Genomic DNA, 25,881 nt, shown 5'->3' with positions numbered 1-25,881 from the left:
ACGTCCTTAGTTAACGTCTTTATTCGCCGCCGTAGAAATTCTGCGCGCCCGCGAAGTTGTCGAACTTCGTGTATTGGCCGATGAACGTCAGCCGAACCGGCCCGATCGGACCGTTACGCTGCTTGCCGATGATGATCTCAGCCGTGCCCTTGTCGGGGCTGTCGGGGTTGTAAACCTCGTCGCGGTAGATGAAGAGGATCACATCCGCGTCCTGTTCGATAGCACCCGATTCGCGCAAGTCCGACATCACCGGACGCTTGTTCGGACGCTGCTCCAGGCCGCGGTTCAGCTGCGATAGCGCAATGACCGGCACGTCGAGTTCTTTCGCGAGGCTTTTCAGCGAGCGCGAGATTTCGGAAATTTCGGTGGCGCGGTTCTCGCCCTGGGAAGAGCCCGACATCAGCTGCAGGTAGTCGACGATGATGAGGCCGAGCTTGCCGCACTGGCGCGCGAGCCGCCGTGCGCGCGAGCGCAATTCCATCGGATTCAGGCCGCCGGTCTCGTCGATGAAGAGCTGAGCCTCGCTCATTTTCTGCACCGCGTGCGTGAGCTTCGGCCAGTCCTCGTCGGTGAGGCGCCCGGTACGCATCCGGTGCTGATCGAGCCGGCCGACCGAACCGAGCATACGCATCGTGAGCTGCGTGCCCGGCATTTCCATCGAGAACACCGCGACCGGCAAGCCATATTCGACGGCGACGTATTCGCCGATGTTCATGCTGAAGGCCGTTTTGCCCATCGAAGGGCGTCCCGCCACGATGATCAGCTCGCCGCCGTGCATGCCGGAGGTCATCCGGTCCAGGTCGACGAAGCCTGTCGGCGTGCCGGTCACGTCGCTCGGATTGGCCGTGTGGTAGAGCGTGTCGATCCGCTCCACGACCTGCGTGAGCAGCGGCCCGATTTCGAGGAAGCCCTGCGTCCCGCGCGCGCCATCTTCGGCGATCGAAAACACCTTCGATTCCGCCTCGTCGAGCAGCTGGCGGACTTCCTTGCCTTGCGGGTTGAACGCATCGGCGGAAATCTCGTCGGCCACCGACACGAGCCGGCGCAGCACCGCGCGGTCGCGTACGATTTCCGCATAGCGGCGGATATTGGCCGCGCTCGGCGTGTTCTGCGCGAGCGCATTCAGGTACGCGAGGCCGCCCACCTCCTCCGCCTTGCCCGAGGTGCCGAGCGCCTCATAGACGGTGATCACGTCGGCCGGCCGCGTCGAGGCGATCAGCTTGCCGATGTGCTCGAAGATGATCCGGTGATCGTAGCGGTAGAAATCGCTCTGCGACAGGAAGTCGGCGATACGGTCCCATGCCGCGTTGTCGAGCAACAACCCGCCGAGGACCGACTGCTCGGCCTCGATCGAATGCGGCGGGACTTTCAGAGATTCGAGTTGGGGATCTTTCGGCGGTGCGTTCATGGGGAGGAATTATCGCGAAATGGCTGCGGCGATGGCAATAAAAAAGACAGGGGCCGGTTTCCCGGCCCCTGCCCTTTTCCTTGCGCACCAAACCGGCGATGACCGGCTCGGCGCAATACTGCTCGTGCTACGCGCCGTGCCTAATGCGCGGCGGCGTGGCTTAGGCGTGCTCGCCCAGCACCGACACCGTGACGTCGACCAGGACGTCCGTGTGCAGCGAAACGTGCACCGGATGGTCGCCGACCAGCTTCAGCGGGCCTTCCGGCAGGCGCACTTGCGCCTTTTCCACAGCGAAACCTTGCTTCGTCAGCGCTTCGGCGATGTCGGCATTGGTCACCGAGCCGAACAGACGGCCGTCGACGCCGGCCTTCTGCGCGATTTGCACGGTCAGGCCAGCCAGCTTTTCGCCTTGAGCTTGAGCCGCTGCCAGCTTTTCAGCCGCAACCTTTTCGAGTTCCGCACGGCGGACTTCGAATTCGGCGATCGCTTCCTTCGTTGCGCGGCGCGCTTGCTTTTTCGGGATCAGGAAGTTACGTGCGTAGCCGTCCTTCACCTTGACGATGTCGCCGAGGTTGCCCAGGTTGACGACTTTTTCCAAAAGAATGATTTGCATTCGGATTCTCCTTATTGCGTCGTCTGATTAGGCCTTGTGCAGATCGGTGTACGGCAGCAGCGCGAGGAAACGTGCGCGCTTGATGGCCGTGTCGAGCTGGCGTTGATAGTGGGCCTTCGTACCCGTCAGACGAGCCGGCGTGATCTTGCCGTTTTCGCCGATGAAGTCCTTCAGCGTTTCGGTGTCCTTGTAGTCGATCGATTCGACGCCGGCGGCCGTGAAACGGCAGAACTTCTTGCGCTTGAAGAGCGGGTTTTGTTGCTGACGACGCTTGTCGAATTTCTTACCAGTCGGGCGGGGCATGTTCAGTCCTTTCCAATGTCCTGCAATTCAGTGATGTGAAACACCAAGGTTCGCGCGTTGCGGTTTTTCTTTGCCAGGAAACCGGTGAAGAGCGTCTCGACGCCCATTTCGCAGCTTTCCAGCTTGCCGCTCGCAGCTCCCGCGGCAACCGCCGGCATCGTCAGTTCGATTTGCCGGGCAATGCCCGCTTCGACGACTTCCGTGCGGTGCTGCAACGTGCAGCTTGCGATCGGAACGCCGGCGGGGGTGTACCGCACCGGTTCGCGTTCGACGACGCTGGCCGTGAGTTGCAGCCGGTTCACGAGAGCAGAGTGAGCCTTGGTGGCTTAATAAACCAGAGTCCTTAAGCCTGCGCTTCGGACGGTTGCGACGATGCAGCCGCCTTCTTGGCTTCTTCGCGCTGCACTTCCTTCATCATCGGCGACGGGCCGGTTTCGGCCTTCTTCATCTTGACGATGAGGTGACGCAGCACGGCGTCGTTGAACTTGAATGCGTGCTCGAGTTCGTCGAGCGTGGCTTGGTCGCATTCGATGTTCATGCAGACGTAGTGAGCCTTCGCGAGTTTCTCGATCATGTAGGCCAGTTGGCGACGGCCCCAGTCTTCGATACGGTGGACTTGGCCGCCGTGCGTGGTGATCGTGGACTTGTAACGCTCGATCATCGCGGGCACTTGCTCGCTTTGATCGGGGTGCACGATGAAGACGATTTCGTAATGACGCATACACACTCCTTGTGGATTAAAGCCACCCGGGCGTCGGAACCGGTGTGGCAAGTGAGAAGCCGGAGATTGTAACTCGGGTTTCGGCCGGAATGCAAGCCAAATGACACTGTCTTCTGCAGATTCGGCCGTGTTTTCAAGGATTTAGAGGAGGCGATTCCGGAGCGGCTCAGGGAGAGGAGCCACTCAGGGGCTGGCGCATCGGTGCGTACCGAAGCGCCCCCTTACCCCGCTTCCCCAGAGCCCCCGCCATGCAGCCGCGCCTGCAGCGCGGCCTTGAACGCGACGAGCGCGTCCGGCGTCGCATCGGTGATGGCCCAATACGTCATCCCGTCCTCCTGCCAGCGCGAGAGCGAATAGCCGTCGCGTACGAGCGTCGCGGGAGTGCGACCCGCGCTGTCGGCGGTCTCGGGAAAGACGTAGACATCGAGCGGGTGTTTCTTGTACCGGTAGATCAGCACGGCCACCCGCCGGTGCTCGACGTAGTCCAGCCGTCCGCCGACCAGCGGAAAGCCGCTCGCCGCCAAATCCTCGACCGGGGGCGAGTAATCGATCTTGCCGTTGAACCAGGGCTTGACGGTGTGCTGGTCAGTCGAGATCACGTCGATATCGCGGTCCGAAATCAGCGCGCGGACATGGCTCGACACCAGCTCGTCGGCGATCGGGCCAACGCCCGCCGGCCGATGGAGCGCGAGCGTCACCCCCGCCGCCGCGGCCGCAATCGCGAGAACGAGGGCGCCCGTCCACCCCAGCGACCAGGCGGCCCCGCCCGCCGGCTGCGGCCCGAACGACGGCCAGCGGCCGCCGAACCAGCTGCGCCAGCCGTCGAGCGGATGGCGGCCGCGCGGCTTGGAGCGTGCGGGCTCGGGTCGAAATTGAGCCTCCGGCTGACCAGCAGGCTCGACCTCTGGCTCCGTCAGCGGCGGCAATCCGGCCAGAATGCGCGAGCGCAACGATTCGGGCGCGCGGTAGTAACCGGCCGCGCGCAACGTGTCGCCGAGCGCGCGCACGTTTTCACTTTCGCTGCGGCAATCGGGGCACTCGGCCAAATGCCCTTGAACGCGCTGGGCGTCGGGCGCCGAGAGTTCGCGGTCGGCATTCGCATCGAGCAGCGGCCGCGCTTCTTTACAGTCCATCTGAATTCTCCTTTGCGGCTGTGGGGCTGGCGGGCAGGCTCCGAGGCGGCCACGAATCGGCGCCGGCGTCGGGAGGGACATCGCGCCTCGACGCCGATGCCGCACGCGAGGCCGGCGCACCCTGCCCAGCCCCCGCGCCCGAGGCTTGCAGCGCATGCAGCACGGCGGCCAGCTTCCTGCGCCCCCGCGCGAGCCGCGACATCACCGTGCCGACCGGCAGATCGGCGATCGCCGCGATGTCGCGGTAGCTCATGTCTTCCAGCTCCCGCAGGATCAGCACCTCGCGAAACTCGACCGGCAGCTTTTCGAGCGCCGCGTGCACGAGCCGCACGTCTTCGTCGCGGATCAGCACCGTCTGCGGGTCCTCGATCGAGCGCGACCAGCCTTCGAACGTCTCGTCGGCGGGTTCGTCGCCCGGTTCGGCGTCCTCGAACGCCTGGACCTCGTGCGACGACGCGCGCCGCCGCCACTCCGTATACCAGGTGCGCCGCACGATCGCGAATAGCCACGGCCGCATGCTGTCGCCGCGGAAATTGTCGAAAAAGCGGAACGCGCGCAGATACGCCTCCTGCACGACGTCGTCCGCATCGTTCGCGTTGCCGCACAGCCAGCGCGCCAGGTTGTACGCCGCGTCGAGATGCGGCAGCGCCATCTGCTGAAAGCGGCGGTTGCGCTCGTCGAGCGCGCGCTGATCAGCCGCGCATGGATTGGTGTCGCCCACCCTTAGTCCCCAAAAGGCCCACGTTTGGAATACCGGTGACGGATCGAGTTTATTCCCATGGCCCCGGCATCCATTGAAGTCGCTCGAAAAAAAGCGGGAATAAGACGCGGCGCGCTTCGGAAGGACAAGAGAGACGCGCAAATTCACGTTCACGCCGGACAAGCTTCCGCTCGCGCCCGGGCTGTTCGAGACTATTCGTTCTCGCTCCAATACCCTGGGCGCGCGTACGCCTCTTTCAGATAGTCGATGAAGTAACGGACTCTCGCGGGCACATACCGCTGCTGCGGATAGACGGCGAGGATGTCGTAATCGGGCAGCGCGTATTCGTCGAGCACCGTTTCGAGCTCGCCTCGTTCCAGCTGCTGATTGATTTCCCAGGTCGAGCGCCAGCCGAGCCCGAGCCCCTCCGACACCCAGCGGTGCAGCAACTCGCCGTCGTTGCAGTCGAGCGTGCCGGCGACGCGCACCGTCACGAGCTTGCCGTTGCGCCGGAAATACCAGCCGCGGTTCTGGCCGCCCTGCAGGTTGAACGCGAGGCAGTTGTGGCTCGGCAGATCCTCGAGCGACTTCGGCCGGCCGTACTGCTTGAAGTAGCCCGGCGTGCCGCACACGACGCGCCGGTTCGACGCGAGCTTCACCGCGACGAAATTAGGATCGACCGCGCCGCCGATCCGGATCGACAGGTCGTAGCCTTCGCGCACCAGATCGACGACGCGGTCGGTCAGGTTGAACGACATCTGCAGATCGGGCTTGTCCTTCAGGAACGCCGGGGCGAGCGGCGCGACATGCTTGCGCCCATAAGCGGCCGGCGCCGACACGATCAGGTGCCCCCCTACCGAGCCCCGCCCCGCGGCGAGTTCGTTCTCGGCCTGGTCCCATTCGGAGAGCAGCCCCCGGCAGCGCTCCAGGAATGACGCCCCCTCTTCGCTGACGACCAGGCGCCGCGTGGAGCGGTACATGAGCTTGACGCCGAGCCGCTTTTCGAGCGCGTCGATGCGCCGCCCGAGGATCACCGGCGAGACCCCCTCCTCCAGCGCCGCCGCGGCAAGGCTGCCGGCATCGGCGACACGCACGAAAGTTTCGATTTGCTTGAAGCGGTCCATCGTCTTGTCTCCACCCACTAGGGTTTCCGCCTAGGCGCGGCTGCCATGCTGGACATGGCAAAGCGCGCGGCGCCGGTGCTGACTTGGCATCAGCACATTCCATACTTTTTGTTTCGAAATAAACGACCCGGACTGATCTTATCAAACCTATGACGCGGCCTTACAGTGCTCCTCAACACCCCTAGCCCATATTCAGGAGACATTCCATGGCCAAGATGAGAGCCGTCGACGCAGCCGTGCTCGTGCTCGAAAAAGAAGGCATCGACACCGCGTTCGGCGTTCCGGGCGCCGCGATCAACCCGCTCTATTCGGCGATGAAGAAAGCCGGCGGCATCAGCCACGTGCTCGCCCGCCATGTCGAAGGCGCCTCGCACATGGCCGAAGGCTATACGCGCGCCGCGCCCGGCAACATCGGCGTGTGCATCGGCACCTCGGGCCCGGCCGGCACCGACATGATCACCGGTCTTTACTCGGCTCAGGCTGACTCGATTCCTATTCTCGCCATCACGGGCCAGGCGCCGCGCGCGCGTCTGTACAAGGAAGACTTCCAGGCCGTCGATATCGAATCGATCGCGAAGCCCGTCACGAAGTGGGCCGTCACCGTGCGCGAGCCGGCGCTCGTGCCGCGCGCGTTCCAGCAAGCGTTCCACCTGATGCGTTCGGGCCGTCCCGGTCCCGTGCTGATCGACTTGCCGATCGACGTGCAGCTCGCCGAAATCGAGTTCGACATCGACACCTACGAACCGCTGCCGGTCTACAAGCCGAAGGCGACCCGCAAGCAGATCGAAGCCGCGCTCACGCTGCTCAACGATGCCGAGAAGCCGTTGATCGTTTCCGGCGGCGGCGTGCTCAATGCAGCCGCTGAAGACCTGCTCGTGCAGTTCGCCGAAACGGTCGGCGTGCCGGTCGTCCCGACGCTGATGTCGTGGGGCGCGATCGCCGACGATCACCCGCTGATGGTCGGCATGGTCGGCCTGCAGACCTCGCACCGCTACGGCAACGCGACGATGCTCGCCTCCGACTTCGTGCTCGGCATCGGCAACCGCTGGGCGAACCGCCACACGGGCAGCGTCGACGTCTATACGAAGGGCCGCAAGTTCGTGCACGTCGATATCGAGCCGACGCAAATCGGCCGCGTGTTCGGGCCGGATCTCGGCATCGTGTCCGATGCCAAGGCCGCGCTCGAACTGTTCGTCGAAGTCGCCAAGGAATGGAAGGCGGCCGGCAAGCTGAAGGACCGCGGCGCATGGGTCGCGGAGTGCCAGGAGCGCAAGCGCACGATGCTGCGCAAGACGCACTTCGACAACGTGCCGATCAAGCCGCAACGCGTCTACGAAGAGATGAACCGCGTGTTCGGGCGCGACACCTGCTACGTGAGCACGATCGGCCTCTCGCAGATCGCCGCCGCACAGTTCCTGCACGTCTACAAGGCGCGCAACTGGATCAACTGCGGCCAGGCGGGCCCGCTCGGCTGGACGATTCCGGCAGCGCTCGGCGTGCGGGCGGCTGACCCGCAGCGTCCGATCGTTGCGCTCTCGGGCGACTACGACTTCCAGTTCATGATCGAAGAGCTGGCGGTGGGCGCGCAATTCAAGCTGCCGTACGTGCACGTCGTCGTGAACAACTCGTACCTCGGCCTGATCCGCCAGGCACAGCGTGCGTTCGACATGGACTTCTGCGTGCAGCTCGCGTTCGAGAACATCAACGCGCCGGAAGTGAACGGCTACGGCGTCGATCACGTGTCGGTCGCCGAAGGTCTCGGCTGCAAGGCGATCCGTGTGTTCAAGCCGGAAGACATCAAGCCCGCGCTCGAAAAAGCGCAGTCGATGCTCTCCGAGTTCAGCGTGCCGGTCATCGTCGAAGTGATTCTCGAGCGCGTGACGAACATTTCGATGGGCACCGAGATCGACGCGATCAACGAGTTCGAAGAGCTGGCCGAGAAGAAGCAGGACGCGCCGACCGCGATCTCGATGCTCGACTGAACCTCGATCGCCCCGGCGAGCGCTTAGCGCATCACCACCGAGCGCTCGCCGCGCAACACACCATTGACCGACCGACGAGACACATAGCCATGCCGAAATTTGCAGCAAACCTGACGATGCTCTTCAACGAAGTGCCGTTCCTCGACCGCTTCAAGGCGGCCGCCGACGCGGGCTTCAATGCCGTCGAATTCCTGTTTCCGTATCCGTTCTCGACGGCGGAACTGGCCGAGCGCCTCGAAGCGAACCAGCTGCGCCTCGTGCTGCACAACCTGCCTGCGGGCAACTGGGAAGGCGGCGAGCGCGGTATCGCTTGCCTGCCCGACCGTGTCGGCGAGTTTCAGGAGGGCGTGGGCCGCGCGATTCAGTACGCGAAAGCGCTGAAGGTCCCGCAACTGAACTGCCTCGTCGGCATTCCGACGGCCGGCGTCGATCGCGACAAAGCGCGTGCGACGATCGTCGACAACCTGCGCTTCGCGGCGGGCGAGCTGAAGAAGGAAGGCATCAAGCTGCTCGTCGAGCCGTGCAACGCGTACGACATTCCCGGCTTCGCGCTGAACCGTTCGTCCGAAGGGCTCGACGTGATTCGCGCGGTCGGCTCGGACAACCTGTTCCTGCAGTACGACATCTATCACATGCAGCGCATGGAAGGCGAACTGGCCGCGACGATCAAGAAGAACCTGCCGCAGATCGCGCACATCCAGCTCGCCGACAACCCGGGCCGCAACGAGCCCGGCACCGGCGAAATCAACTACGCGTTCCTCTTCGCGCTGCTCGATTCGCTCGGCTACGACGGCTACATCGGCTGCGAGTACAAGCCGCGCACGACGACCGTCGAGGGCTTGGGCTGGCGGCAGAGCGTCGCGGGACAGAAAGCGGTCCGATAAGCGGCGTGATTCACGGCGCCGCCCGCGTACGTCACGTCGCGCGCGGCGCATTCATTCCAAGATCAAACATACGGAAGACAACGAAATGGCAAAGATCGGTTTCATCGGCCTCGGCATCATGGGCGCGCACATGGCGCGCAATCTCATCAAGGCCGGGCATACCCTGTTCGTGAACGGCGCGTACCCGGTGCCGGACGACCTGCGCTCGACGACGACCGTCGTCGCGAGCTCCACCGCTGTCGCGCAAGCCGCGGACATCGTCATCTCGATCGTGCCGGACACGCCTGACGTCGCGAACGTGCTGTTCGCCGACGACGGCGTCGCGAAGGGTCTCTCGGCTGGCAAGCTCGTGATCGACATGAGCTCGATCTCGCCGCTCGAAACGCAAGAATTCGCGAAGAAGATCAACGCGCTCGGCTGCGACTACCTCGACGCGCCGGTGTCGGGCGGCGAAGTCGGCGCGCGCGACGCCACGCTCTCGATCATGGTCGGCGGCCCGGAACAAGCGTTCGAGCGCGCCAAGCCGCTCTTCGAAGCCATGGGCAAGAACATCACGCTCGTCGGCGGCAACGGCGACGGCCAGACCGCCAAGGTGGCCAATCAGATCATCGTCGCGCTGAACATCGAAGCGGTGGCGGAAGCGCTGCTGTTCGCATCGCGTGCCGGTGCCGATCCGGAGCGCGTGCGCAAAGCGTTGATGGGCGGTTTCGCGTCGTCGCGCATTCTCGAAGTCCACGGCGAACGGATGACCAAGCGCACGTTCAACCCGGGCTTCCGTATCGAGCTGCATCAGAAGGACCTGAACCTTGCGCTCGACGGCGCGCGCAAGCTCGGCATCGCCCTGCCCCATACCGCTAGCGCGCAGCAGCTGTTCAGCGTGTGCGCGGCGAACGGCGGCAAGGCCTGGGATCACTCGGCGCTGGTTCGCGCGCTCGAAATCATGGCGAACTTCGAAATCGCCAACGCCTAAGAAAGGCAAAGGTTGTAGAAACAGCGGGGCCGAGCTTTTCGCACGGCCCCGGAATGTGGGGCGCCTTGTCCGGCGCGCGTGAATCATGCGGTATCGAGCCACGCGCGCCGGACGGGCAAAACGAGCCGCTCTGGGCTGAGAGCGGCAGGTGGGGTCCGCAGCGGCACCCGGCGGCGCCGGGGAAGCCTTGGTCGGTCAGACGTCGTCGTCGGGTGTCCGGCTGTCGGATTGCTACGTTTTTATCCGTATCAGTATTGGTCGAAGATCGGCTGCAGCTCCGCAGCGCTCGACTTGCCCGAGGCCAGCGCCAGCATCAGCAGCACGCGCGCCTTGTACGGGTTCAAGGTCCCCGCGCTCACGAAACCGAGCGCATCGTCGGACGCCGCGCCGTTGCGCATCACGTGGCCCGAGCCCACGCGCGATGAACGCACGACCGCGATGCCCTTCTTCACCGCGTCGGCCAGCGCGCTTTGCAGCGTCGCGTGGATCGAGCCGTTGCCCGTTCCGGCGACGACGATGCCGCGCACGCCCGCCGCCACCAGCGCATCGACCATCACACGCGCCACGCCGGCATAGCTCGCGACGATCTCGACGACCGGCCACTCGGCCGCCACCGAGCCGATCGAAAACGGCGTGCTCGACGTATGCGGCCGCACCACGCCGCGCTGAAATTCGACACGCCCATCCTGCACCCAGCCAAGTGCGCCGATCTCCGGCGACTGGAACGCATCGACCGCATAGGTGCTGGTCTTCACGATGTCGCGCGCGCTGTGAATCCGGTTGTTGAACGCGACGAGCACGCCCTGCCCGCACGCCGCCGGACTTGCCGCCACGGTCACTGCGCCGAGCAGATTGAGCGGACCGTCGGCCGAAAGCGCCGACGAGGGCCGCATCGCCGCCGTCAGCACGACGGGCTTCGCGTGCTTGACGGTCAGATGGAGCAGGTACGCGGTTTCTTCGAGCGTATCGGTGCCGTGCGTGATGACGACGCCGTCGACGTCGTCGCTCGCGAGCAACGCGTTGACGCGCTCGGCGAGCGTCGCCCACAGCACGAGCGGCATGTCCTTGCTGTCGATGCTGGCGATTTGCTCGGCATCGATGCGCGCGACGTTCGCGAGGCCGGGCACCGCGGCGAGCAGCTTGTCGACGCCGACGACGCCGGCCTGGTAGCCAGCCGTCTGCGCCGAGTCAGCCGCCGAGCCGGCAATCGTGCCGCCGGTGGCGAGCACGGCGATGCGCGGCAGCGCGCGCGGGAAAGAGGTAGTGGTCGGAGTATTCATGGGCGCCATTTTAGACGCACCCAATACCGGCGGGTCAGACCTTTCTTACGAACTCGGATTTCAGGCTCATGGCACCGAAGCCGTCGATCTTGCAATCGATGTCGTGGTCGCCATCGACCAGTCGAATGTTCTTGACCTTGGTTCCCATTTTGACCACGCCGCTGGAACCCTTCAGTTTCAGATCCTTGACGACGGTGACAGTATCGCCATCCTGGAGAACATTGCCGGCGGAATCCCGATAGACCTTTACAGCCGCTTCAGCGAGCGTGCTGGCTTCGGACGACCACTCGTGAGCACACTCCGGACAGACAAACAGTCCGCCATCCTCGTAGGTGAACTCGGACTGGCATTGCGGGCAGGCGGGCAAGGTGCTCATGGGCTCTCCTTTAAAAAGCGGAGAAGTATACCGTTGTCTTTACGGAATCTGACAAATAGCTGTCTAATACAATGCTCGGCGTGACAGTCAGTCGGCGTCATGCTTTGTGAGTAGACGACATCAAATAACCAGGGGGCGTTAATGAGTCAGACAACTTGTATAGGTTTCTCCGAAACGTTTAGAAGAAACATGGAGGCGTTGGGTCTTCCCGCACCTACGGGCATGTTCGCAACGATCCCGTCAGCAATGGCAACAGTCACGGCAATGCTAAGGGCGTTGAAGGACGTTGGACAGAACGCGACCGTAGCCGAGATGATCGGTGCAACGACGATGCTAGAAAAGCTCAGCGTGGTCGCGGGCATCTACGCTTCGTACTACACGGGCGCAGTTATTGGAAGCCTGATCGTTGCGACCGATGCCGCAATAGGCTGTAAGAATGGCTCCGAGGCACAAGCGGCTGCTCGCCGCTTCTTTGTGCTCAACGGGCTTGTCATGACTGAACCCATGCGGCTCTTTTTCCTGCGCCATCCAGAAGTGCTCAACCCGTTCGAATCCCCGTTCGCGCGTTCATTTGGCAGTCGCGCTCACGCACCAGAAAAGGCCGCTTAATGAAGTGGGCACTCGATAAGTTGGCGCTCGTCGCCTTCTGCTTGATTGCGGCAGTCATCATTACGCTTACGTTTCGCGCTGGCGGTCACTGGGTGTTTGTGGCGATACTCGCTATCACGCTTGTTGGGCTCTTCGTCGAGAATTCGCGACTAAAGCGCATCCTGCACGAGCACGGTATAGACCCGCGCAAACGCTAAGCAGCTAACCAATGGGTATGCCGTGAACATTGGCAACGGAACACGGCATACCTGCTAGCACAACCCGTTGGACCGCCGACCCAACCCAGTTGCGTCTTTTTGCGTCAAGCAACAGGACGCAGGCTCAGACCACTTCCCGCAGCTGCCCCGCAATCTCCGCCTCGGACAGATGCGGCGCGAACATCTCGATCAGCTTGTAAGCGTAAGCCCGCAGAAACGCCCCCTTGCGCAACCCCACGCGCGTCGTGCTCGCCTCGAACAGATGCTGCGTATCGAGCGCGACAAGCTCCGTATCGCGCTTCGGATCGAACGCCATCGCGGCCACCACGCCGATCCCCATGCCCAGCTCGACGTAAGTCTTGATGACGTCCGCATCGATCGCGGTCAGCACGACGTCGGGCAGCGCACCCGCCTGCGCGAACGCCTGGTCGACGTGCGAGCGGCCCGTGAAGTCCTGGTCGTAGGTGACGATCGGATACTCGGCGATCTCCTCGAGTGTCAGGTTCTCGCGGCCGACGAGCGGATGGTTCTTCGGCACGACGACGATGTGATGCCACGAGTAGCACGGGAACGTCACGATATCGGGAAAGCGGTCGAGCGCCTCGGTCGAAATGCCGATGTCGGCCTCGCCGTTGATGATCATCTGCGCAATCTGCTGCGGGCTGCCTTGGCGCAGCGCGAGATGCACCTTCGGGAACACCTCGGTGAACTGCCGGATCACCTTCGGCAAGGCGTAGCGCGCCTGCGTGTGGGTCGTCGCGACGACGAGGTGGCCGCTGTCCTGGTCCGCGAACTGGCGCGCGACGCGGCGCAGGTTCTCCGCATCGAGCAGCATCCGCTCGATCAGCTGATGCACCGCGCGGCCGGGCTCGGTCAGGCCCGTGAGCCGCTTGCCGCGCCGGATGAAGATATCGACGCCGAGCTCGTCCTCGAGATCCTTGATCTGCTTGGACACGCCCGATTGCGACGTGTAGAGGACGTTGGCGACCTCGGTCAGATTCATGTTCTGACGCACGGCTTCGCGTACGAAGCGCAGTTGCTGGAAGTTCATGTGTGCTTCTCCTGTCGACCAGAGTGTTTATTTAGTGATTATTGGAATGTAGGCGCGCTTCACCTTTGCTGCTCAGCGCGCGGGAAACACGCGCAGCGAGCGCGGCACCGCAGTCACGCCGTCGCCGACGTCGAGCCGCAGTTGACGCCACGTATCGCGGTCGAGCTCCGCTTCGAGCACGTTGCCGCCGCGCCCTTCGAGCTCGACGCGCACCGAGCCGCCCAGCGTCACGACGCGTCGCACGTCGACGACAATGCCCTCTCGCGTCTTCTCGTCAGTGCTTCCATCCGCCTTGGCGCGAGGATAAAGCGCCAAGTCGTGCGGCCGCACATACGCCAGCGCCGGCCCCGCGAACCCCGCCGTGACGGCGATCGGCTGCGCGGCGCCCTCCGCCATGAAACCGCCCGCTCCGACGCTGCCGCTCAAGCGGTTCGCAGCGCCCAGGAACTCGTAGACGAACGAAGTCTGCGGATGATCGTAGACGTCCTGCGGATTGCCGACTTGCTCGACGCGCCCGCGGTTCAGCACGACGATCCGGTCGGCCACTTCGAGCGCTTCTTCCTGGTCGTGCGTGACGAAGATCGTCGAGATGTGCAAATCGTCGTGCAGCCGCCGCAGCCAGCTGCGCAACTCCTTGCGGACCTTCGCGTCGAGTGCGCCGAACGGCTCGTCGAGCAGCAGCACCTTCGGCTCGACGGCGAGCGCACGTGCGAGCGCGATCCGCTGGCGCTGACCGCCCGACAGTTCCGACGGATAGCGTTGCGCCAGCCAGTCGAGCTGCACGAGCTTGAGCAGCTCGTGCACCTTCTCGCGGATCACGGCCTCGGACGGGCGCTCCTTGCGCGGCTTCACGCGCAGCCCGAACGCGACGTTCTCGAAGACGGTCATGTGCCTGAACAGCGCGTAATGCTGGAACACGAAGCCCACTTGCCGCTCGCGCGCGCCGACGCTGCCGACGTCCTGCCCTTGCAGCAGGACCTGGCCGGCGTCCGCGTGTTCGAGTCCGGCGATGACGCGCAAGAGCGTGGTCTTGCCGCAGCCGGACGGGCCGAGCAGCGCGACGAGCTCGCCCGGAGGGAAGTCGAGCGACACGTTGTCGAGCGCCGTGAAATCGCCGAAACGTTTTTGCAGATTGCGAACGTTGATGCCCATGCGTGATACGCCTCTTTACTGGTCCAACTGGGTTGCGCCCGGCCGCGCCGCGGCCATCCCGCGTTCGGCGATGAGCTTCAGGCCGAGCGTCACGAGCGCGAGCAGCGCGAGCAGCGACGCCACCGCGAACGCGGCCGAAAAGTTGTACTCGTTGTAGAGAATCTCGACGTGGAGCGGCATCGTGTCGGTCTGCCCGCGAATGTGACCGGACACCACCGACACCGCCCCGAACTCGCCCATCGCGCGCGCGTTGCAGAGAATCACGCCGTAGAGCAGGCCCCACTTGACGTTCGGCAGCGTGATGCGCCGGAAGATCTGCCAGCCCGATGCGCCGAGCACGTGCGCGGCTTCTTCCTCGTCGTTGCCCTGCGCCTGCATCAGCGGAATCAGCTCGCGCGCGACGAACGGAAACGTGACGAAGACCGTCGCGAGCACGATGCCCGGCACCGCGAAGATGATCTGCCCGTCGTGATCGGCGAGCCACGGGCCGAACCAGCCTTGCGCGCCGAACATCAGCACGTAGATCAGCCCCGAAATCACAGGCGATACCGAGAACGGCAGATCGATCAGCGTCGTGAGCAGCGCCTTGCCCTTGAATTCGAACTTCGCGATCGCCCACGACGCCGCGAGTCCGAACGCGAGATTCAGCGGCACCGCAATGGCCGCGACGAGCAGCGTGAGCTTGATCGCGGACCAGGCGTCGGGATCGGCGAGCGAGTCGAAGTAATAGCCGACGCCTTTTCTGAACGCCTCGTAAAACACCGCCGCGAGCGGCACGGCGAGAAAGAGCGTGAGGAACACGAGCGCGATGCCGGTCAATGCCCAGCGCACGAAGCGCGGCTCGGTGACCGGGTTCGACTCGCTTGCAGCACGCGCGCCCGGCGCTCGCTGGAGGATGGCGGAATCGTGGCTCATCGCGCGGCTCCTTCAATCGCGGGCGCAGTCTCCGACGCCGTTGCTGCACTCCGCGCCGGACCGCTCGCCCCGCGGCTCGTGCGCCGCTGCAAATACCACTGCAGCGTATTGATCAGCAGCAGCATCACGAACGACACGACGAGCATCACGACCGCCAACGCCGTCGCACCCGCATAGTCGTACTGCTCGAGCTTCGTGATGATCAAGAGCGACGTGATCTCCGACTTCATCGGCACATTGCCGGCGATGAAGATCACCGAGCCGTACTCGCCGAGCGCGCGCGCGAACGCGAGCGCGAAACCCGTGAGCAGCGCGGGCGTCACGGCAGGCAGCACGACGCGGCGAAACGTCAGCCAGCGCGACGCGCCAAGGCATGCCGCGGCCTCCTCCTGCTCGCGCTCGAAGTCTTCGAGCACGGGCTGCACGGTGCGCACGACGAACGGCAGGCCGATAAAGGTCAGCGCGACCAGCACGCCCAACGGCGTGAACGCGATCTTGATGCCGAGCGGCGCGAGAAACTGCCCGATCCAGCCGTTGCCCGAATAGACGGCGGCAAGCGAGATGCCCGCGACCGAAGTCGGCAGCGCGAACGGCAAATCGACGACCGCATCGACGATGCGCTTGCCCGGAAACGTGTAGCGCACGAGCACCCACGCCACCAGAAAACCAAACACGGCGTTGATGAGCGCCCCGCCGAGCGCCGCCGAAAACGTGAGCCGATACGACGCCAGCACACGCGGCGACGCGACCGCGCGCACGAATTGATCCCACTCGAGCGTGGCCGTCTTCAGGAACGTCGCGGCAAGCGGGATCAGCACCACGAGGCTCAAATACGCCACCGTGATGCCGAGCGTCACGCCAAAACCGGGCAAGGCGCTCGGCTTGCGGAATGTGAACGTCGTCATGCGGATGCTCTTCTTGGGTGCGGCCCCGAAGGGAGCCGTTCGCGAGCGGCCGGTGCGTCGTCGTGTGACTCGCTTGGCCGCTCGTCGTCGTTGTTATGGCCGGCTGAAGCCGGCGGTGTGACTCTCTTGCTGCGTTACTGCGGCTGATAGATCGAATCGAACACGCCGCCGTCGGCGAAATGCGTCTTCTGCGCGTTGGTCCAGCCGCCGAACGTGTCGTCGACCGTGTACAGCTTCAGCTTCGGAAACTTGTCCGTCAGCGCGGCCGGCACCTTGCTCGAACGCGGACGATAAAAATTCTTCGCGGCAATCTCCTGCCCTTCGTCGCTATAGAGGAAGTTCAGATACGCCTCGGCGAGCTTGCGGGTGCCGTGCTTGTCGACGACCTTGTCGACCACCGCCACCGGCGGCTCGGCGAGGATGCTCACCGACGGCACGACGATCTCGAACTTGTCCGCGCCGAACTCCTTCTGCGACAGGAACGCCTCGTTTTCCCAGGCAATCAGCACGTCGCCGATGCCGCGCTGCACGAAGCTCGTCGTCGCGCCGCGCGCACCCGAGTCGAGCACGCCGGCGTTCTTGTAGAGCTTGGTGATGAACGCCTTCGCCGTCTGATCGTTGCCGCCCGGCTGGTGCACCGCGTACGCCCAGGCCGCGAGGTAGTTCCAGCGCGCGCCGCCCGAGGTCTTCGGATTCGGCGTGACGATCGACACGCCGGGCTTCACGAGGTCGTCCCAATCCTTGATGTGCTTCGGATTGCCCTTGCGCACGAGGAACACGATCGTCGACGTGTACGGCGACGCGTTGTCGGGCAAACGCGTCTGCCAGTTCTTGTCGATGAGCCCCTTGTTCGCGAGCGCGTCGATGTCGTAGGCGAGCGCGAGCGTCACGACGTCGGCCTGCAAGCCGTCGAGCACCGAGCGCGCCTGCGCGCCCGAGCCGCCGTGCGACTGCTTGAAGGTCACCGTGTCGCCGGTCTTCGCTTTCCACGCCTTGCCGAATGCCTGGTTGATGTCTTGGTACAGCTCCCGCGTCGGGTCGTAGGAGACGTTCAACAGCGTCGTATCGGCATGCGCTGGCGCGCTCGCGGCCAGCGCCAACACGCCGGCCACCGTCGACAGCGCGCTCAAAGCCAGCATCGCAACCCACCGGCGAGCCTTGCCCGCCTTCCCCGTATTCCCCGTCGTACTTTCGGCCATGCGCTTTTTCTCCGTTTTCAAGACTGGTGCTTTATTCCGTCGGGCCAGTCTAGCGAAGGGCCTACATACTCAAAAATAATAAATCTTCATTCTTTAATGACAAAAAGTGGATAGCGACAGCCGGAACCGGCGCTATCCCAGCCGTTTGGTTGCTCCGGCGTCGCGGATGACCTCGATCAAGCGTGGCGGCTGGCTCGGATAGCGACACTTAAAGTAACGCTTGAAATGTGACGAATACTGTATAAAAATACAGTCACCTGTCTATCCATACAGTGCGCCATGACCAAACTCACCGCAAGGCAGCAGCAGGTTTACGACTTGATCCGCCAGACGATCGAAAGAAGCGGCTTTCCGCCCACGCGGGCCGAGATCGCCGCAGAACTCGGCTTCAGCTCGGCCAATTCGGCCGAAGAGCACCTGCGGGCGCTCGCGCGCAAAGGGGTGATCGAACTCGCCGCCGGCGCCTCGCGCGGCATCCGCTTGCTGATGGGCGTGGACGACGCGCCACATCAATTCACGCTGCCGCACGCGGGCCTAATGCAGCTTTCGCTGCCGCTCGTCGGGCGCGTCGCGGCGGGCAGTCCGATCCTCGCGCAAGAACATATCTCGCAGCACTACGCGTGCGATCCGGCGCTCTTCTCGAGCAAGCCCGATTACCTGTTGAAAGTGCGCGGGCTGTCGATGCGCGACGCCGGCATCCTCGATGGCGATCTGCTCGCGGTGCAAAAGCGCAGCGAAGCGAAAGACGGCCAGATCATCGTCGCGCGGCTCGGCGACGACGTTACCGTCAAGCGCCTCAAGCGCCGCAAGGACGGCATCGAACTGATCGCCGAGAACCCCGATTACGACAACATCTTTGTTCAGGCCGGGAGCGCGGAATTCGCACTCGAAGGTATTGCGGTGGGGCTGATTCGCCCGACCGAATTCTGAACGCCGCCCAGACTCTGCCTGGAGACATGCCATGGACCGCCTTGCCCGCCTCTTGCCTATCCGTCAATTCGGCCGTCTGCGCCATCTGCGCGGCGTCGTGCCTTGCGCACCGCTCGAAGCCGGCGCCGCGCTGACTCGCACCACGCGAATCGCCGAGACGCGATTCGATCAGCCCGAATTGCAGTTCGAATCGCACGCGGGGGGATGGGAGCCGGCACTGCCGTCGGCGCTGCCGGCGTTCGCCCGGGTGTCGTTGAATAGCGGTTTGAACTCGGAACCCGCGCGGCGTGGGCCGGTGCGCGTTTATCACGGCGCGTCGCGCCTGATCATGGTCGGCACCATCGACGCGGTCTGCCGGATGATCGATCGTTGCATTGCAGCCGAAGGCTCGGGCGCGCAACAAGGTCTTTTCGATTGATGGGCTCGATGGCGCACTCGGTTGCGCCACCAAGCTGCGTCACGCATTTGTCGGCGCAGGCGCCAAATTCATCGCGCCAGTTGCAATAGCTAACAATTCTGAAGGGATCATTTTCTTGGCTTGACGGTCCACCGATCATCGTCATTTTCTGCGGAGACCTTTCCCTCATGTCCGATCCCGTTCGCTCAACGCCACGCAGTCCGGTCGCGCTTGCGATCAAGGTCGCTATCGCATTCGCTGTGATCGCGGTATTGAGCTATGCCTACGCGTCGCCATACATTGCGCTCGATCGCCTGAAGCGCGCAGCCGACGCGCGCGACGCACAAACGCTCAATCAGTACGTCGACTATCCGGCTTTGCGCCAGAGCCTCAAGGATCAAGTCACGCAATTGCTGACGCGGCGTATCGATGAGCAAAAGCTCCACAATCCGTTCGCGGCCATTGGGGCGATGATCGGAATGGCTTTGGTCGGGCCGCTCGTCGACGCCTATGCCACACCCGACGGCGTGGCCGCGATCCTCGACGGCATGCCGCCGCGCGGTACGCCCGGCGAGCATCCGCCCGAACCGGGGGAGCCCTCGGAAAACATGGCTTCGAACGAGGCCCCGTCGCAACCCGGGCAACCCGCATCGGCGCCGGCCACGTCCTCGAGCCAGCCGGCATCGGCCCCGGTGCCGCCGAAAACCACAGCGGGCTATCGGGGCGTCAACGAGTTCGCTGTCACCTACCAGCGCAGTGCAGGCAACGCGCAGTATTCGGCGATTCTGCATCGCGATGGGTTGTTTTCGTGGAAGCTGGTGGCCGTCGAGCTAAACGGTTAGATCGCAATTAGATCGACTGAGCGCGCTAACTAAACGCGCTCATTAAGCGTCTTCACATACGCGTGACCACGGTGACGTGCGGCCGGCCTGGCCGATCGGCCGCACGAGAGACTGAATTTAACGCACGGTACCCGCTTCGGCGGCCATAGCCGCTTCGGTTTCCGCTTCTTTTCGTTGCTCTTGCGGCGTCGAGCACGCCACCAGAATGCTGCACGATACGCGGTCGAGCAACTGCGTATTGCCCGAACCCATCCACCAGCGCGACAGGCCGCTGCGGCAGCGGTGACCAACCACGACCAAATCGGCCTGGATTTCACTGGCGAGATTGGCGATCTCGTCGATCGGGTGGCCGAACGCGAAATGACCGTGCGCCTGCACGCCCCGTTCGGTCAGCCAGTTCACGCCTTCCTGAAGAATCTCGCGAGCGGCGTCTTCGAAGCGCCCGCACGCGACATCGGTCAAGAGCCCGGCGCTCTGGGCGATGCTCGTCCGCATGTCGACGACCGACAGCAGGTGCGTCTCCGCCTTCAAGTCGAGTGCGAGATCGGCGCCGCAGCGCAACGCCTTGCGGCCTTCACGCGTGCCGTCATAGCACAACAGAATTTTTTTGTAGCTTGCCATCACGACCTCCCATATGCGCTTGTGCGCGCCTTTGCCCTAATCATGGTGCGCCGCAATTCCGCTTGCAAGGGATGGAAAACGCTTAGTGGATCGGCCGATTCGTGCGCCAAATCGAACCGGGGTCAAACGAAAAGACGGTGCGACCGCCGGTCATGGCGCGACGCCCGCTGCACCGCACAAGTTCAGGGCAAAGCGTGCACAGAACCGCGTTGGCCGATGCACTAGAATGGCCCAAGCCTCTCACGCACGCCTATCGGAACCTACGCGCCCATGTCTGACGTTGCCATCGCGTTTCAAGAAGTCGAAAAGCATTTCAGCGGCAAAGCCGTCGTGAACGGTCTGTCGTTTCATGTGCGCGTCGGCGAATGCTTCGGTCTGCTCGGACCGAACGGCGCCGGCAAGACAACGTCGATCAAGATGCTGCTCGGCATGAGCGAACCCGACGCCGGCATGATCCGGCTCTGCGGCGAGCCGATTCCGGAGCGGGCACGTTTTGCGCGTCAACGCGTCGGCGTCGTGCCGCAGTTCGACAATCTCGATCCCGACTTCACGGTCCGCGAAAACCTGCTCGTGTTCGGGCGCTACTTCGGTCTCTCGTCGGCGCAAACGCGCGCAATGGTGCCGACGCTGCTCGAATTCGCGAGGCTCGAAAACAAGGCCGATGCGCGCGTCGGCGAACTGTCGGGCGGCATGAAGCGGCGCCTCACATTGGCGCGCGCGCTCATCAACGACCCGGACGTGCTGATCATGGACGAGCCCACGACCGGTCTCGATCCGCAAGCGCGGCATCTGATCTGGGAGCGTCTGCGTTCGCTGCTCGCGCGCGGCAAGACGATCCTGCTCACGACGCACTTCATGGAGGAAGCCGAGCGGCTCTGCCATCGTCTGTGCGTCATCGAGGAGGGGCAAAAGATCGCCGAGGGCGCGCCGAAAGAATTGATCGAGGCGGAGATCGGCTGCGAGGTGATCGAGATCTACGGCGCCGACCCCGCCGCGCTGCGCGACGAGCTTGCGCCGTTTGCCGTGCGCATGGAAATCAGCGGCGAGACGCTCTTTTGCTACGTGCGCGATCCGCAGCCGGTGCATGCGCGCCTCGACGGCCGCGCCGGCCTGCGCTACCTGCATCGCCCGGCCAATCTCGAAGACGTGTTCCTGCGCCTGACCGGCCGCGAGATGCAGGACTGATCCCCCATACAAGAAAACGCGCCAGGACCCATCGACATGGACGCTCGCCGCTACGACACGCCCAACACCCCCGACACCTCGCCGACCACCGCCTCGCGCTGGCGCAGCGCGTTGCCCGCGAACGCGACGCATTGGATCGCGGTGTGGCGCCGCAACTATCTGGTGTGGAAGAAGCTCGCGCTGGCGTCGATGATCGGCAATCTCGCCGACCCGATGATCTACTTGTTCGGTCTCGGCCTGGGGCTCGGGCTCATGGTGGGACGCGTCGAGGGTGTCTCGTACATTGCGTTTCTCGCAGCGGGGACGGTGGCCTCGAGCGTGATGATGTCGGCGAGCTTCGAGTCGATGTATTCGGGCTTCTCGCGGATGCACGTGCAGCGCACATGGGAGGCGATCATGCACACGCCGCTCACGCTCGGCGATATCGTGCTCGGCGAGATCGTCTGGGGCGCGAGCAAGGCGGTGCTGTCAGGGGTTGCGATCATGCTCGTGGCGAGCCTGCTCGGCTATGCGAGCTTTCCGTCGATGCTGCTCGCGCTGCCGGCCATCGTGCTCGCGGGCCTGGCCTTCGCGAGCCTGGCGATGATCGTGACGGCCCTCGCTCCGTCGTACGACTTCTTCATGTTCTACCAGACGCTCGTGCTCACGCCGATGCTGCTGCTCTCCGGCGTGTTCTTTCCGATCACGCAGTTGCCGGAACTCGCGCAGCGCGCGGCGCAAGCGTTGCCGCTCTTCAACGCGGTGGAGTTGATTCGCCCCGCGATGCTCGGCCGGCCGATGCAGGATGCGGCGCTGCACATCTACGTGCTGGCCGGCTACGCGCTGGTGTCGTTCTTCATCTGCGCGGCGCTGTTCAGGCGCCGCATGATGCGCTGAATGCGAGCGGGCGGCGCGCCCGCTGCGTTCGACACAACGCTCAGTCTTCGTCGTCGCTCCACGGGATCTCGACGTCGGTGATGAACCCTACGGTCGCAAGCGGCCGCCCTTCCTGGCGGCCGATCTTGCCGTCCGCCCGATGCCATTCGACGCGAAACACAGTGTTCGGCGTGTCGGCGAGCAGCCAGACGGTGCGCAGCTCGTCCGGATCGGCGTCCTCGACCGGCCCGTCGAGCGACACCAGCAACTTTTGCGGCCACAGACCGCCAGCCGGATCGTAAATGCGATCGCCATCGGGAATCGACGTAAAGGCCTCGACGCCGATCGTCGCCGACGACTCGACGATCATTTTGCCGAGCGCGCGCAACAGCGCGGTCGCGCGCGCGGAATTCGCCTGCCGCATCGCAAGATCGCCGCGGGTCAGCGCTTGCTCGAGTTTGGGATTGGTTTTCTGTTGCGCCATTCGATTTCCTGAGTCCAAAGAGTTGCTATCCGGCTGCCTTCGCGACCGGTGATTTTTGCCGGCCGAATCCTACCATCGAAGCGCGATTTCGCCACCGGCGAGGCAACGTTTCCAGCCCGGCCGCCGGGGGACCGTCGGCGCTACCAAACGCCGGCTCGCTAAAAAGTGTAGATCGCTTTCGCGCGGGAATCGTCAGATTTGAGCGGAAAGTGCCAATCGCGCTCGCGCAAGTCTTGCTCGCACCGCCCTGGATAGCGCCGGATGGCCCGGTCGTCACGCTCCGGGCACGCCGGCACGACGCGAGAACGCCCGCTAGAATGACGGACCACGGCGGCCAAGCGCCACGCATCCAACGCGCCGCCCAGAGGAGATTCTCGCCGATGTCCGGTTCCGCACCGCCAGCCACTGCGCCCGCGAACGAAGCGTCGCTGATCGTCATACTCGTCGCGGCCGCGTTCTTCATGGAAAACCTCGACGGCACCATCATCGCCACCGCGCTCCCGCAGATGGCCCGCTCGTTTGGCGTGCATCCGGTCGACTTGAGCATCGGCATCACGTCGTACCTGCTCACGCTGGCGGTCTTCATCCCAGTGAGCGGCTGGGCCGCCGACCGCTTCGGCGTGCGCACCGTGTTCACGACTGCGATTGCGGTGTTCACGGCGGCATCGATGGTCTGCGGCATGACGCAGGGGCTCGCCGAATTTACGGCGGCACGCGTCGTGCAGGGCATCGGCGGCGCGATGATGGTCCCGGTCGGCCGGCTCGCGGTGCTGCGGGCGACGCGCAAGGAAGACCTGATGCGCGCGATAGCGATCATCACCTGGCCCGGGCTCGTCGCGCCCGTGATCGGCCCGCCGCTCGGCGGCTTCATCACGACCTATTCGTCGTGGCGCTGGATCTTCTACTTGAACCTGCCGCTCGGCCTGATCGGCATCGCGCTCGCGTGGCGCTTCATCGACAACGCGCGCGAAGACGCGAAGCGCCCGTTCGACACACTCGGCTTCGTGCTGTGCGGATTCGCGTGCACGACGCTCCTGTACGCGACCGAACTGATCGGCAGGAGCGACGCGCCGTGGCGCGAAGCGCTCGCCTTCCTCGCCGTGGGCGGCGTATCGGGCGCCGTGGCGCTCGTGCATTTGCGGCGCGCGCGCAATCCCGTCGTCGATTTGTCGGCGTTCCGCGTACACACCTTCGCCGTTTCGATGACAGGCGGATCGATCTTTCGCATCTCGATCAGCGTCGTGCCGTTCCTGCTGCCCCTGATGTTCCAGGTCGGGTTCGGCATGAACGCGTTCCATTCCGGGCTGCTGACGCTCGCGGTGTTCGCGGGCAACCTGTCGATGAAACTCGTCACGACGCCCGTCATGAAGCGCTTCGGCTTTCGCTCAGTGCTGCTCGCGAACGGCGCGTTCGCCGCGGCGACGCTCGCGGCAATGAGTCTGCTCACGCCCTCGACGCCTGATTTCTGGATCGTCGCCGTGTTGTTCGTCAGCGGCCTGTCGCGCTCGCTGCAGTTCACCGCAATCAACACGCTGAGCTTCGCCGACGTGCCCAAGCCGCAAATGAGCGGCGCCTCGACGCTCGCGAGCACGCTGAACCAGATGACGATGGGCATGGGGGTCGCGTTCGGTGCGATCGCGCTGCGCGCCGCAACCTGGCTGCACGGGCATTCGGCGCAACCGAGCACGCCGGCTGATTTTGCGCTCGCGTTCCTGTTCGTTGCGGCGCTCGGGTTCGTGGGAATCTTCGACGTGTTCGGGCTCGATCGCGACGCGGGTGCTCATGTGAGTGGGCACGTCAGTACGCGCCGGGCCGCCCCAAGCGTACTGACCGCCCCCTCGGGGGGCAGTGAACGTAGTGAGCGTAGGGGCGACTCATCATAGGCGGGAAGCGACGCCGTTGCGGTAAAATTGCGGTCTGAATTAAATTGCGCGCCGCGCCACGTTGATTCGCGGCCGCGCTGCTTGCTCCCCGCCTTTCACCGCCGATTTTTCCCATGACGTCATTGCCTCGTTCCAGTCCTCGCCGCGTATCGGTAGCACCCATGATGGATTGGACGGACCGTCACTGCCGTTCGCTGCACCGGCTGATCTCGCGCCATACGTGGCTGTACACGGAGATGGTGACGACCGGCGCTTTGCTTTACGGCGACGTCGCGCGCCACCTTGCGTTTTCTGCCGAAGAAGCGCCGGTCGCGCTGCAACTCGGCGGCAGCGAGCCCGACGACCTCGCCCGCTCGGCGAAACTCGGCGAGCAATGGGGCTACGACGAGATCAACCTGAATTGCGGCTGCCCGTCCGAACGCGTGCAGCGCGGCGCATTCGGCGCCTGCCTGATGAACGAGCCGCAGCTCGTCGCCGATTGCGTGAAGGCGATGCGCGATGCCGTGTCGATCCCGGTGACGGTCAAGCATCGGATCGGCGTCGATGCCGTCGAAGAATACGAATTCGTGCGCGATTTCGTGGGCACGATCGCCGAGGCGGGCTGCGAAGTCTTCATCGTGCACGCGCGCAACGCGATCCTGAAGGGCTTGTCGCCGAAGGAAAACCGCGAAATCCCGCCGCTCAAGTACGAATACGCGTACCGCCTGAAGCGCGATTTCCCGGCCCTCGAGATCATCATCAACGGCGGCATCAAGACGCTCGACGAAGTCGACGCGCATTTGCAGCACGTCGACGGCGTGATGCTCGGGCGCGAGGCGTACCACAATCCGTACGTGCTGGCCGAGGTCGACGCGCGCTTCTACGGCGCGACCGAGCCGCCGCGCACGCGCGAGCAGATCGAAGCGGACCTGATCCGCTACTGCGCGGACGAGCTTGCGGGCGGCACGTTCCTCGGCGCGATCACGCGCCATGCGCTCGGCCTCTATCGCGGCGTGGCAGGCGCGCGCGGATGGCGCCGCGTGCTGTCGGACAACAAGAAGCTCGCCGCCCGCGATCTGGCGATTTTTGACGAGGCGCGCAATTATTTGCGCGAGCCGATCGAATTTATCGATTAAGGGGCTTGGCAAGCCTCGGCTATGTTCGTATAATCTCGCTTCTTGAT

At 64.2% G+C, this 25,881-nt stretch carries 28 protein-coding genes; 11 read left to right on the top strand and 17 right to left on the bottom strand.

Annotated features, from left to right (window positions below; all coding sequences use genetic code 11):
• Nucleotides 1-19: 19 nt before the first annotated feature.
• The 8 genes from FAZ95_RS09680 to FAZ95_RS09645 form a co-directional block, all read right to left on the bottom strand.
• Nucleotides 20-1,408: a replicative DNA helicase gene (locus FAZ95_RS09680; RefSeq protein ID WP_137332247.1), complete on the bottom strand. Its 1,389-nt coding sequence runs from the start codon at nt 1,406-1,408 to the stop codon at nt 20-22.
• 160 nt (nt 1,409-1,568) lie between these two features.
• Nucleotides 1,569-2,021, bottom strand: a complete 453-nt coding sequence (gene rplI, locus FAZ95_RS09675; RefSeq protein WP_137332246.1) for a 50S ribosomal protein L9 — start codon at nt 2,019-2,021, stop codon at nt 1,569-1,571.
• A 27-nt stretch (nt 2,022-2,048) separates the two neighbouring features.
• Entirely contained in the window at nt 2,049-2,324 is a 276-nt protein-coding gene (gene rpsR, locus FAZ95_RS09670) for a 30S ribosomal protein S18 (RefSeq protein ID WP_137332245.1), read from the bottom strand.
• Nucleotides 2,325-2,326: 2 nt separating this feature from the next.
• Nucleotides 2,327-2,626 (bottom strand): primosomal replication protein N, encoded by a 300-nt coding sequence (priB, locus tag FAZ95_RS09665; RefSeq protein ID WP_137332244.1) that lies wholly within the window; start codon nt 2,624-2,626, stop codon nt 2,327-2,329.
• Nucleotides 2,627-2,667: 41 nt separating this feature from the next.
• Nucleotides 2,668-3,045: a 30S ribosomal protein S6 gene (gene rpsF / locus FAZ95_RS09660; RefSeq protein ID WP_137332243.1), complete on the bottom strand. Its 378-nt coding sequence runs from the start codon at nt 3,043-3,045 to the stop codon at nt 2,668-2,670.
• Between the two features lie 221 nt (nt 3,046-3,266).
• The gene (locus tag FAZ95_RS09655; RefSeq protein WP_137332242.1) at nt 3,267-4,178 is read right to left on the bottom strand and encodes an anti-sigma factor family protein; all 912 of its coding nucleotides are present in this window, start codon (nt 4,176-4,178) and stop codon (nt 3,267-3,269) included.
• Entirely contained in the window at nt 4,168-4,899 is a 732-nt protein-coding gene (locus tag FAZ95_RS09650; RefSeq protein ID WP_137332241.1) for an RNA polymerase sigma factor, read from the bottom strand. Before FAZ95_RS09650 ends, FAZ95_RS09655 begins: the two co-directional genes overlap by 11 nt.
• 191 nt (nt 4,900-5,090) lie before the next feature.
• Entirely contained in the window at nt 5,091-6,002 is a 912-nt protein-coding gene (locus FAZ95_RS09645; RefSeq protein ID WP_137332240.1) for a LysR family transcriptional regulator, read from the bottom strand.
• Nucleotides 6,003-6,208: 206 nt separating this feature from the next.
• Between FAZ95_RS09645 and gcl the strand changes: the two genes are divergently transcribed.
• From gcl to glxR, 3 genes are all read left to right on the top strand, one after another.
• A complete protein-coding gene (gcl, locus tag FAZ95_RS09640) occupies nt 6,209-7,984 on the top strand; it encodes a glyoxylate carboligase (RefSeq protein ID WP_137332239.1) in 1,776 nt (591 codons plus the stop codon).
• 89 nt (nt 7,985-8,073) lie between these two features.
• Nucleotides 8,074-8,868: a hydroxypyruvate isomerase gene (gene hyi, locus FAZ95_RS09635; RefSeq protein WP_137332238.1), complete on the top strand. Its 795-nt coding sequence runs from the start codon at nt 8,074-8,076 to the stop codon at nt 8,866-8,868.
• Between the two features lie 85 nt (nt 8,869-8,953).
• The gene (glxR, locus tag FAZ95_RS09630) at nt 8,954-9,838 is read left to right on the top strand and encodes a 2-hydroxy-3-oxopropionate reductase (RefSeq protein WP_137332237.1); all 885 of its coding nucleotides are present in this window, start codon (nt 8,954-8,956) and stop codon (nt 9,836-9,838) included.
• Between the two features lie 248 nt (nt 9,839-10,086).
• Here glxR and FAZ95_RS09625 read toward each other — a convergent pair whose 3' ends face one another.
• Together FAZ95_RS09625 and FAZ95_RS09620 are read right to left on the bottom strand one after the other, a co-directional pair.
• Nucleotides 10,087-11,118 carry an asparaginase gene (locus FAZ95_RS09625; RefSeq protein WP_137332236.1) on the bottom strand — a complete coding sequence of 344 codons (1,032 nt, stop codon included), beginning with the start codon at nt 11,116-11,118 and terminating at the stop codon, nt 10,087-10,089.
• Between the two features lie 34 nt (nt 11,119-11,152).
• Complete coding sequence (locus FAZ95_RS09620; protein ID WP_137332235.1) at nt 11,153-11,494, bottom strand: zinc ribbon domain-containing protein YjdM; 342 nt, start codon at nt 11,492-11,494, stop codon at nt 11,153-11,155.
• A gap of 222 nt (nt 11,495-11,716) precedes the next feature.
• Here FAZ95_RS09620 and FAZ95_RS09615 point away from each other — a divergent pair, with 222 nt between their 5' ends.
• On the top strand, nt 11,717-12,103 hold the full coding sequence (locus FAZ95_RS09615) for a hypothetical protein (protein WP_254699866.1): 387 nt from the start codon (nt 11,717-11,719) through the stop codon (nt 12,101-12,103).
• 321 nt (nt 12,104-12,424) lie between these two features.
• On the opposite strand, the gene FAZ95_RS09610 is transcribed toward FAZ95_RS09615, so the two are convergent.
• From FAZ95_RS09610 to FAZ95_RS09590, 5 genes are all read right to left on the bottom strand, one after another.
• A complete protein-coding gene (locus FAZ95_RS09610; protein ID WP_137332233.1) occupies nt 12,425-13,351 on the bottom strand; it encodes a CysB family HTH-type transcriptional regulator in 927 nt (308 codons plus the stop codon).
• Between the two features lie 72 nt (nt 13,352-13,423).
• On the bottom strand, nt 13,424-14,503 hold the full coding sequence (locus tag FAZ95_RS09605; protein ID WP_137332232.1) for a sulfate/molybdate ABC transporter ATP-binding protein: 1,080 nt from the start codon (nt 14,501-14,503) through the stop codon (nt 13,424-13,426).
• A 15-nt stretch (nt 14,504-14,518) separates the two neighbouring features.
• A complete protein-coding gene (cysW, locus tag FAZ95_RS09600; protein ID WP_137332231.1) occupies nt 14,519-15,418 on the bottom strand; it encodes a sulfate ABC transporter permease subunit CysW in 900 nt (299 codons plus the stop codon).
• The gene (gene cysT, locus FAZ95_RS09595) at nt 15,415-16,323 is read right to left on the bottom strand and encodes a sulfate ABC transporter permease subunit CysT (RefSeq protein WP_137332230.1); all 909 of its coding nucleotides are present in this window, start codon (nt 16,321-16,323) and stop codon (nt 15,415-15,417) included. Before cysT ends, cysW begins: the two co-directional genes overlap by 4 nt.
• A 134-nt stretch (nt 16,324-16,457) precedes the next feature.
• The gene (locus FAZ95_RS09590; protein ID WP_137332229.1) at nt 16,458-17,522 is read right to left on the bottom strand and encodes a sulfate ABC transporter substrate-binding protein; all 1,065 of its coding nucleotides are present in this window, start codon (nt 17,520-17,522) and stop codon (nt 16,458-16,460) included.
• Nucleotides 17,523-17,801: 279 nt separating this feature from the next.
• On the opposite strand from FAZ95_RS09590, the gene lexA reads away from it, so the two are divergent.
• The 3 genes from lexA (at nt 17,802) to FAZ95_RS09575 (ending at nt 19,691) form a co-directional block, all read left to right on the top strand.
• Entirely contained in the window at nt 17,802-18,452 is a 651-nt protein-coding gene (gene lexA / locus FAZ95_RS09585) for a transcriptional repressor LexA (RefSeq protein WP_137332228.1), read from the top strand.
• 31 nt (nt 18,453-18,483) lie between these two features.
• The gene (locus FAZ95_RS09580; protein ID WP_137332227.1) at nt 18,484-18,870 is read left to right on the top strand and encodes a hypothetical protein; all 387 of its coding nucleotides are present in this window, start codon (nt 18,484-18,486) and stop codon (nt 18,868-18,870) included.
• 167 nt (nt 18,871-19,037) lie between these two features.
• Nucleotides 19,038-19,691, top strand: coding sequence for a DUF2939 domain-containing protein (locus tag FAZ95_RS09575; RefSeq protein ID WP_137332226.1), 654 nt, complete (start codon nt 19,038-19,040; stop codon nt 19,689-19,691).
• Nucleotides 19,692-19,808: 117 nt separating this feature from the next.
• On the opposite strand, the gene FAZ95_RS09570 is transcribed toward FAZ95_RS09575, so the two are convergent.
• Nucleotides 19,809-20,312 (bottom strand): universal stress protein, encoded by a 504-nt coding sequence (locus FAZ95_RS09570; protein WP_137332225.1) that lies wholly within the window; start codon nt 20,310-20,312, stop codon nt 19,809-19,811.
• Between the two features lie 270 nt (nt 20,313-20,582).
• Here FAZ95_RS09570 and nodI point away from each other — a divergent pair, with 270 nt between their 5' ends.
• Nucleotides 20,583-21,497: a nodulation factor ABC transporter ATP-binding protein NodI gene (gene nodI, locus FAZ95_RS09565; protein ID WP_137332224.1), complete on the top strand. Its 915-nt coding sequence runs from the start codon at nt 20,583-20,585 to the stop codon at nt 21,495-21,497.
• 36 nt (nt 21,498-21,533) lie between these two features.
• On the top strand, nt 21,534-22,373 hold the full coding sequence (locus FAZ95_RS09560; RefSeq protein ID WP_137332223.1) for an ABC transporter permease: 840 nt from the start codon (nt 21,534-21,536) through the stop codon (nt 22,371-22,373).
• Between the two features lie 40 nt (nt 22,374-22,413).
• On the opposite strand, the gene FAZ95_RS09555 is transcribed toward FAZ95_RS09560, so the two are convergent.
• The gene (locus FAZ95_RS09555) at nt 22,414-22,836 is read right to left on the bottom strand and encodes a hypothetical protein (RefSeq protein ID WP_137332222.1); all 423 of its coding nucleotides are present in this window, start codon (nt 22,834-22,836) and stop codon (nt 22,414-22,416) included.
• A 380-nt stretch (nt 22,837-23,216) separates the two neighbouring features.
• Here FAZ95_RS09555 and FAZ95_RS09550 point away from each other — a divergent pair, with 380 nt between their 5' ends.
• Together FAZ95_RS09550 and dusA are read left to right on the top strand one after the other, a co-directional pair.
• Complete coding sequence (locus FAZ95_RS09550; RefSeq protein ID WP_137332221.1) at nt 23,217-24,719, top strand: DHA2 family efflux MFS transporter permease subunit; 1,503 nt, start codon at nt 23,217-23,219, stop codon at nt 24,717-24,719.
• A gap of 113 nt (nt 24,720-24,832) precedes the next feature.
• A complete protein-coding gene (gene dusA, locus FAZ95_RS09545; RefSeq protein WP_137332220.1) occupies nt 24,833-25,834 on the top strand; it encodes a tRNA dihydrouridine(20/20a) synthase DusA in 1,002 nt (333 codons plus the stop codon).
• Nucleotides 25,835-25,881 lie beyond the last annotated feature (47 nt).

The sequence above is a fragment of the Trinickia violacea genome, assembly GCF_005280735.1.
Classification (GTDB): Bacteria; Pseudomonadota; Gammaproteobacteria; order Burkholderiales; family Burkholderiaceae; genus Trinickia_A; species Trinickia_A violacea.
The sequence above is the reverse complement of the archived record's forward strand: the minus strand, read 5'-3'. Positions and strand labels throughout refer to the sequence as shown.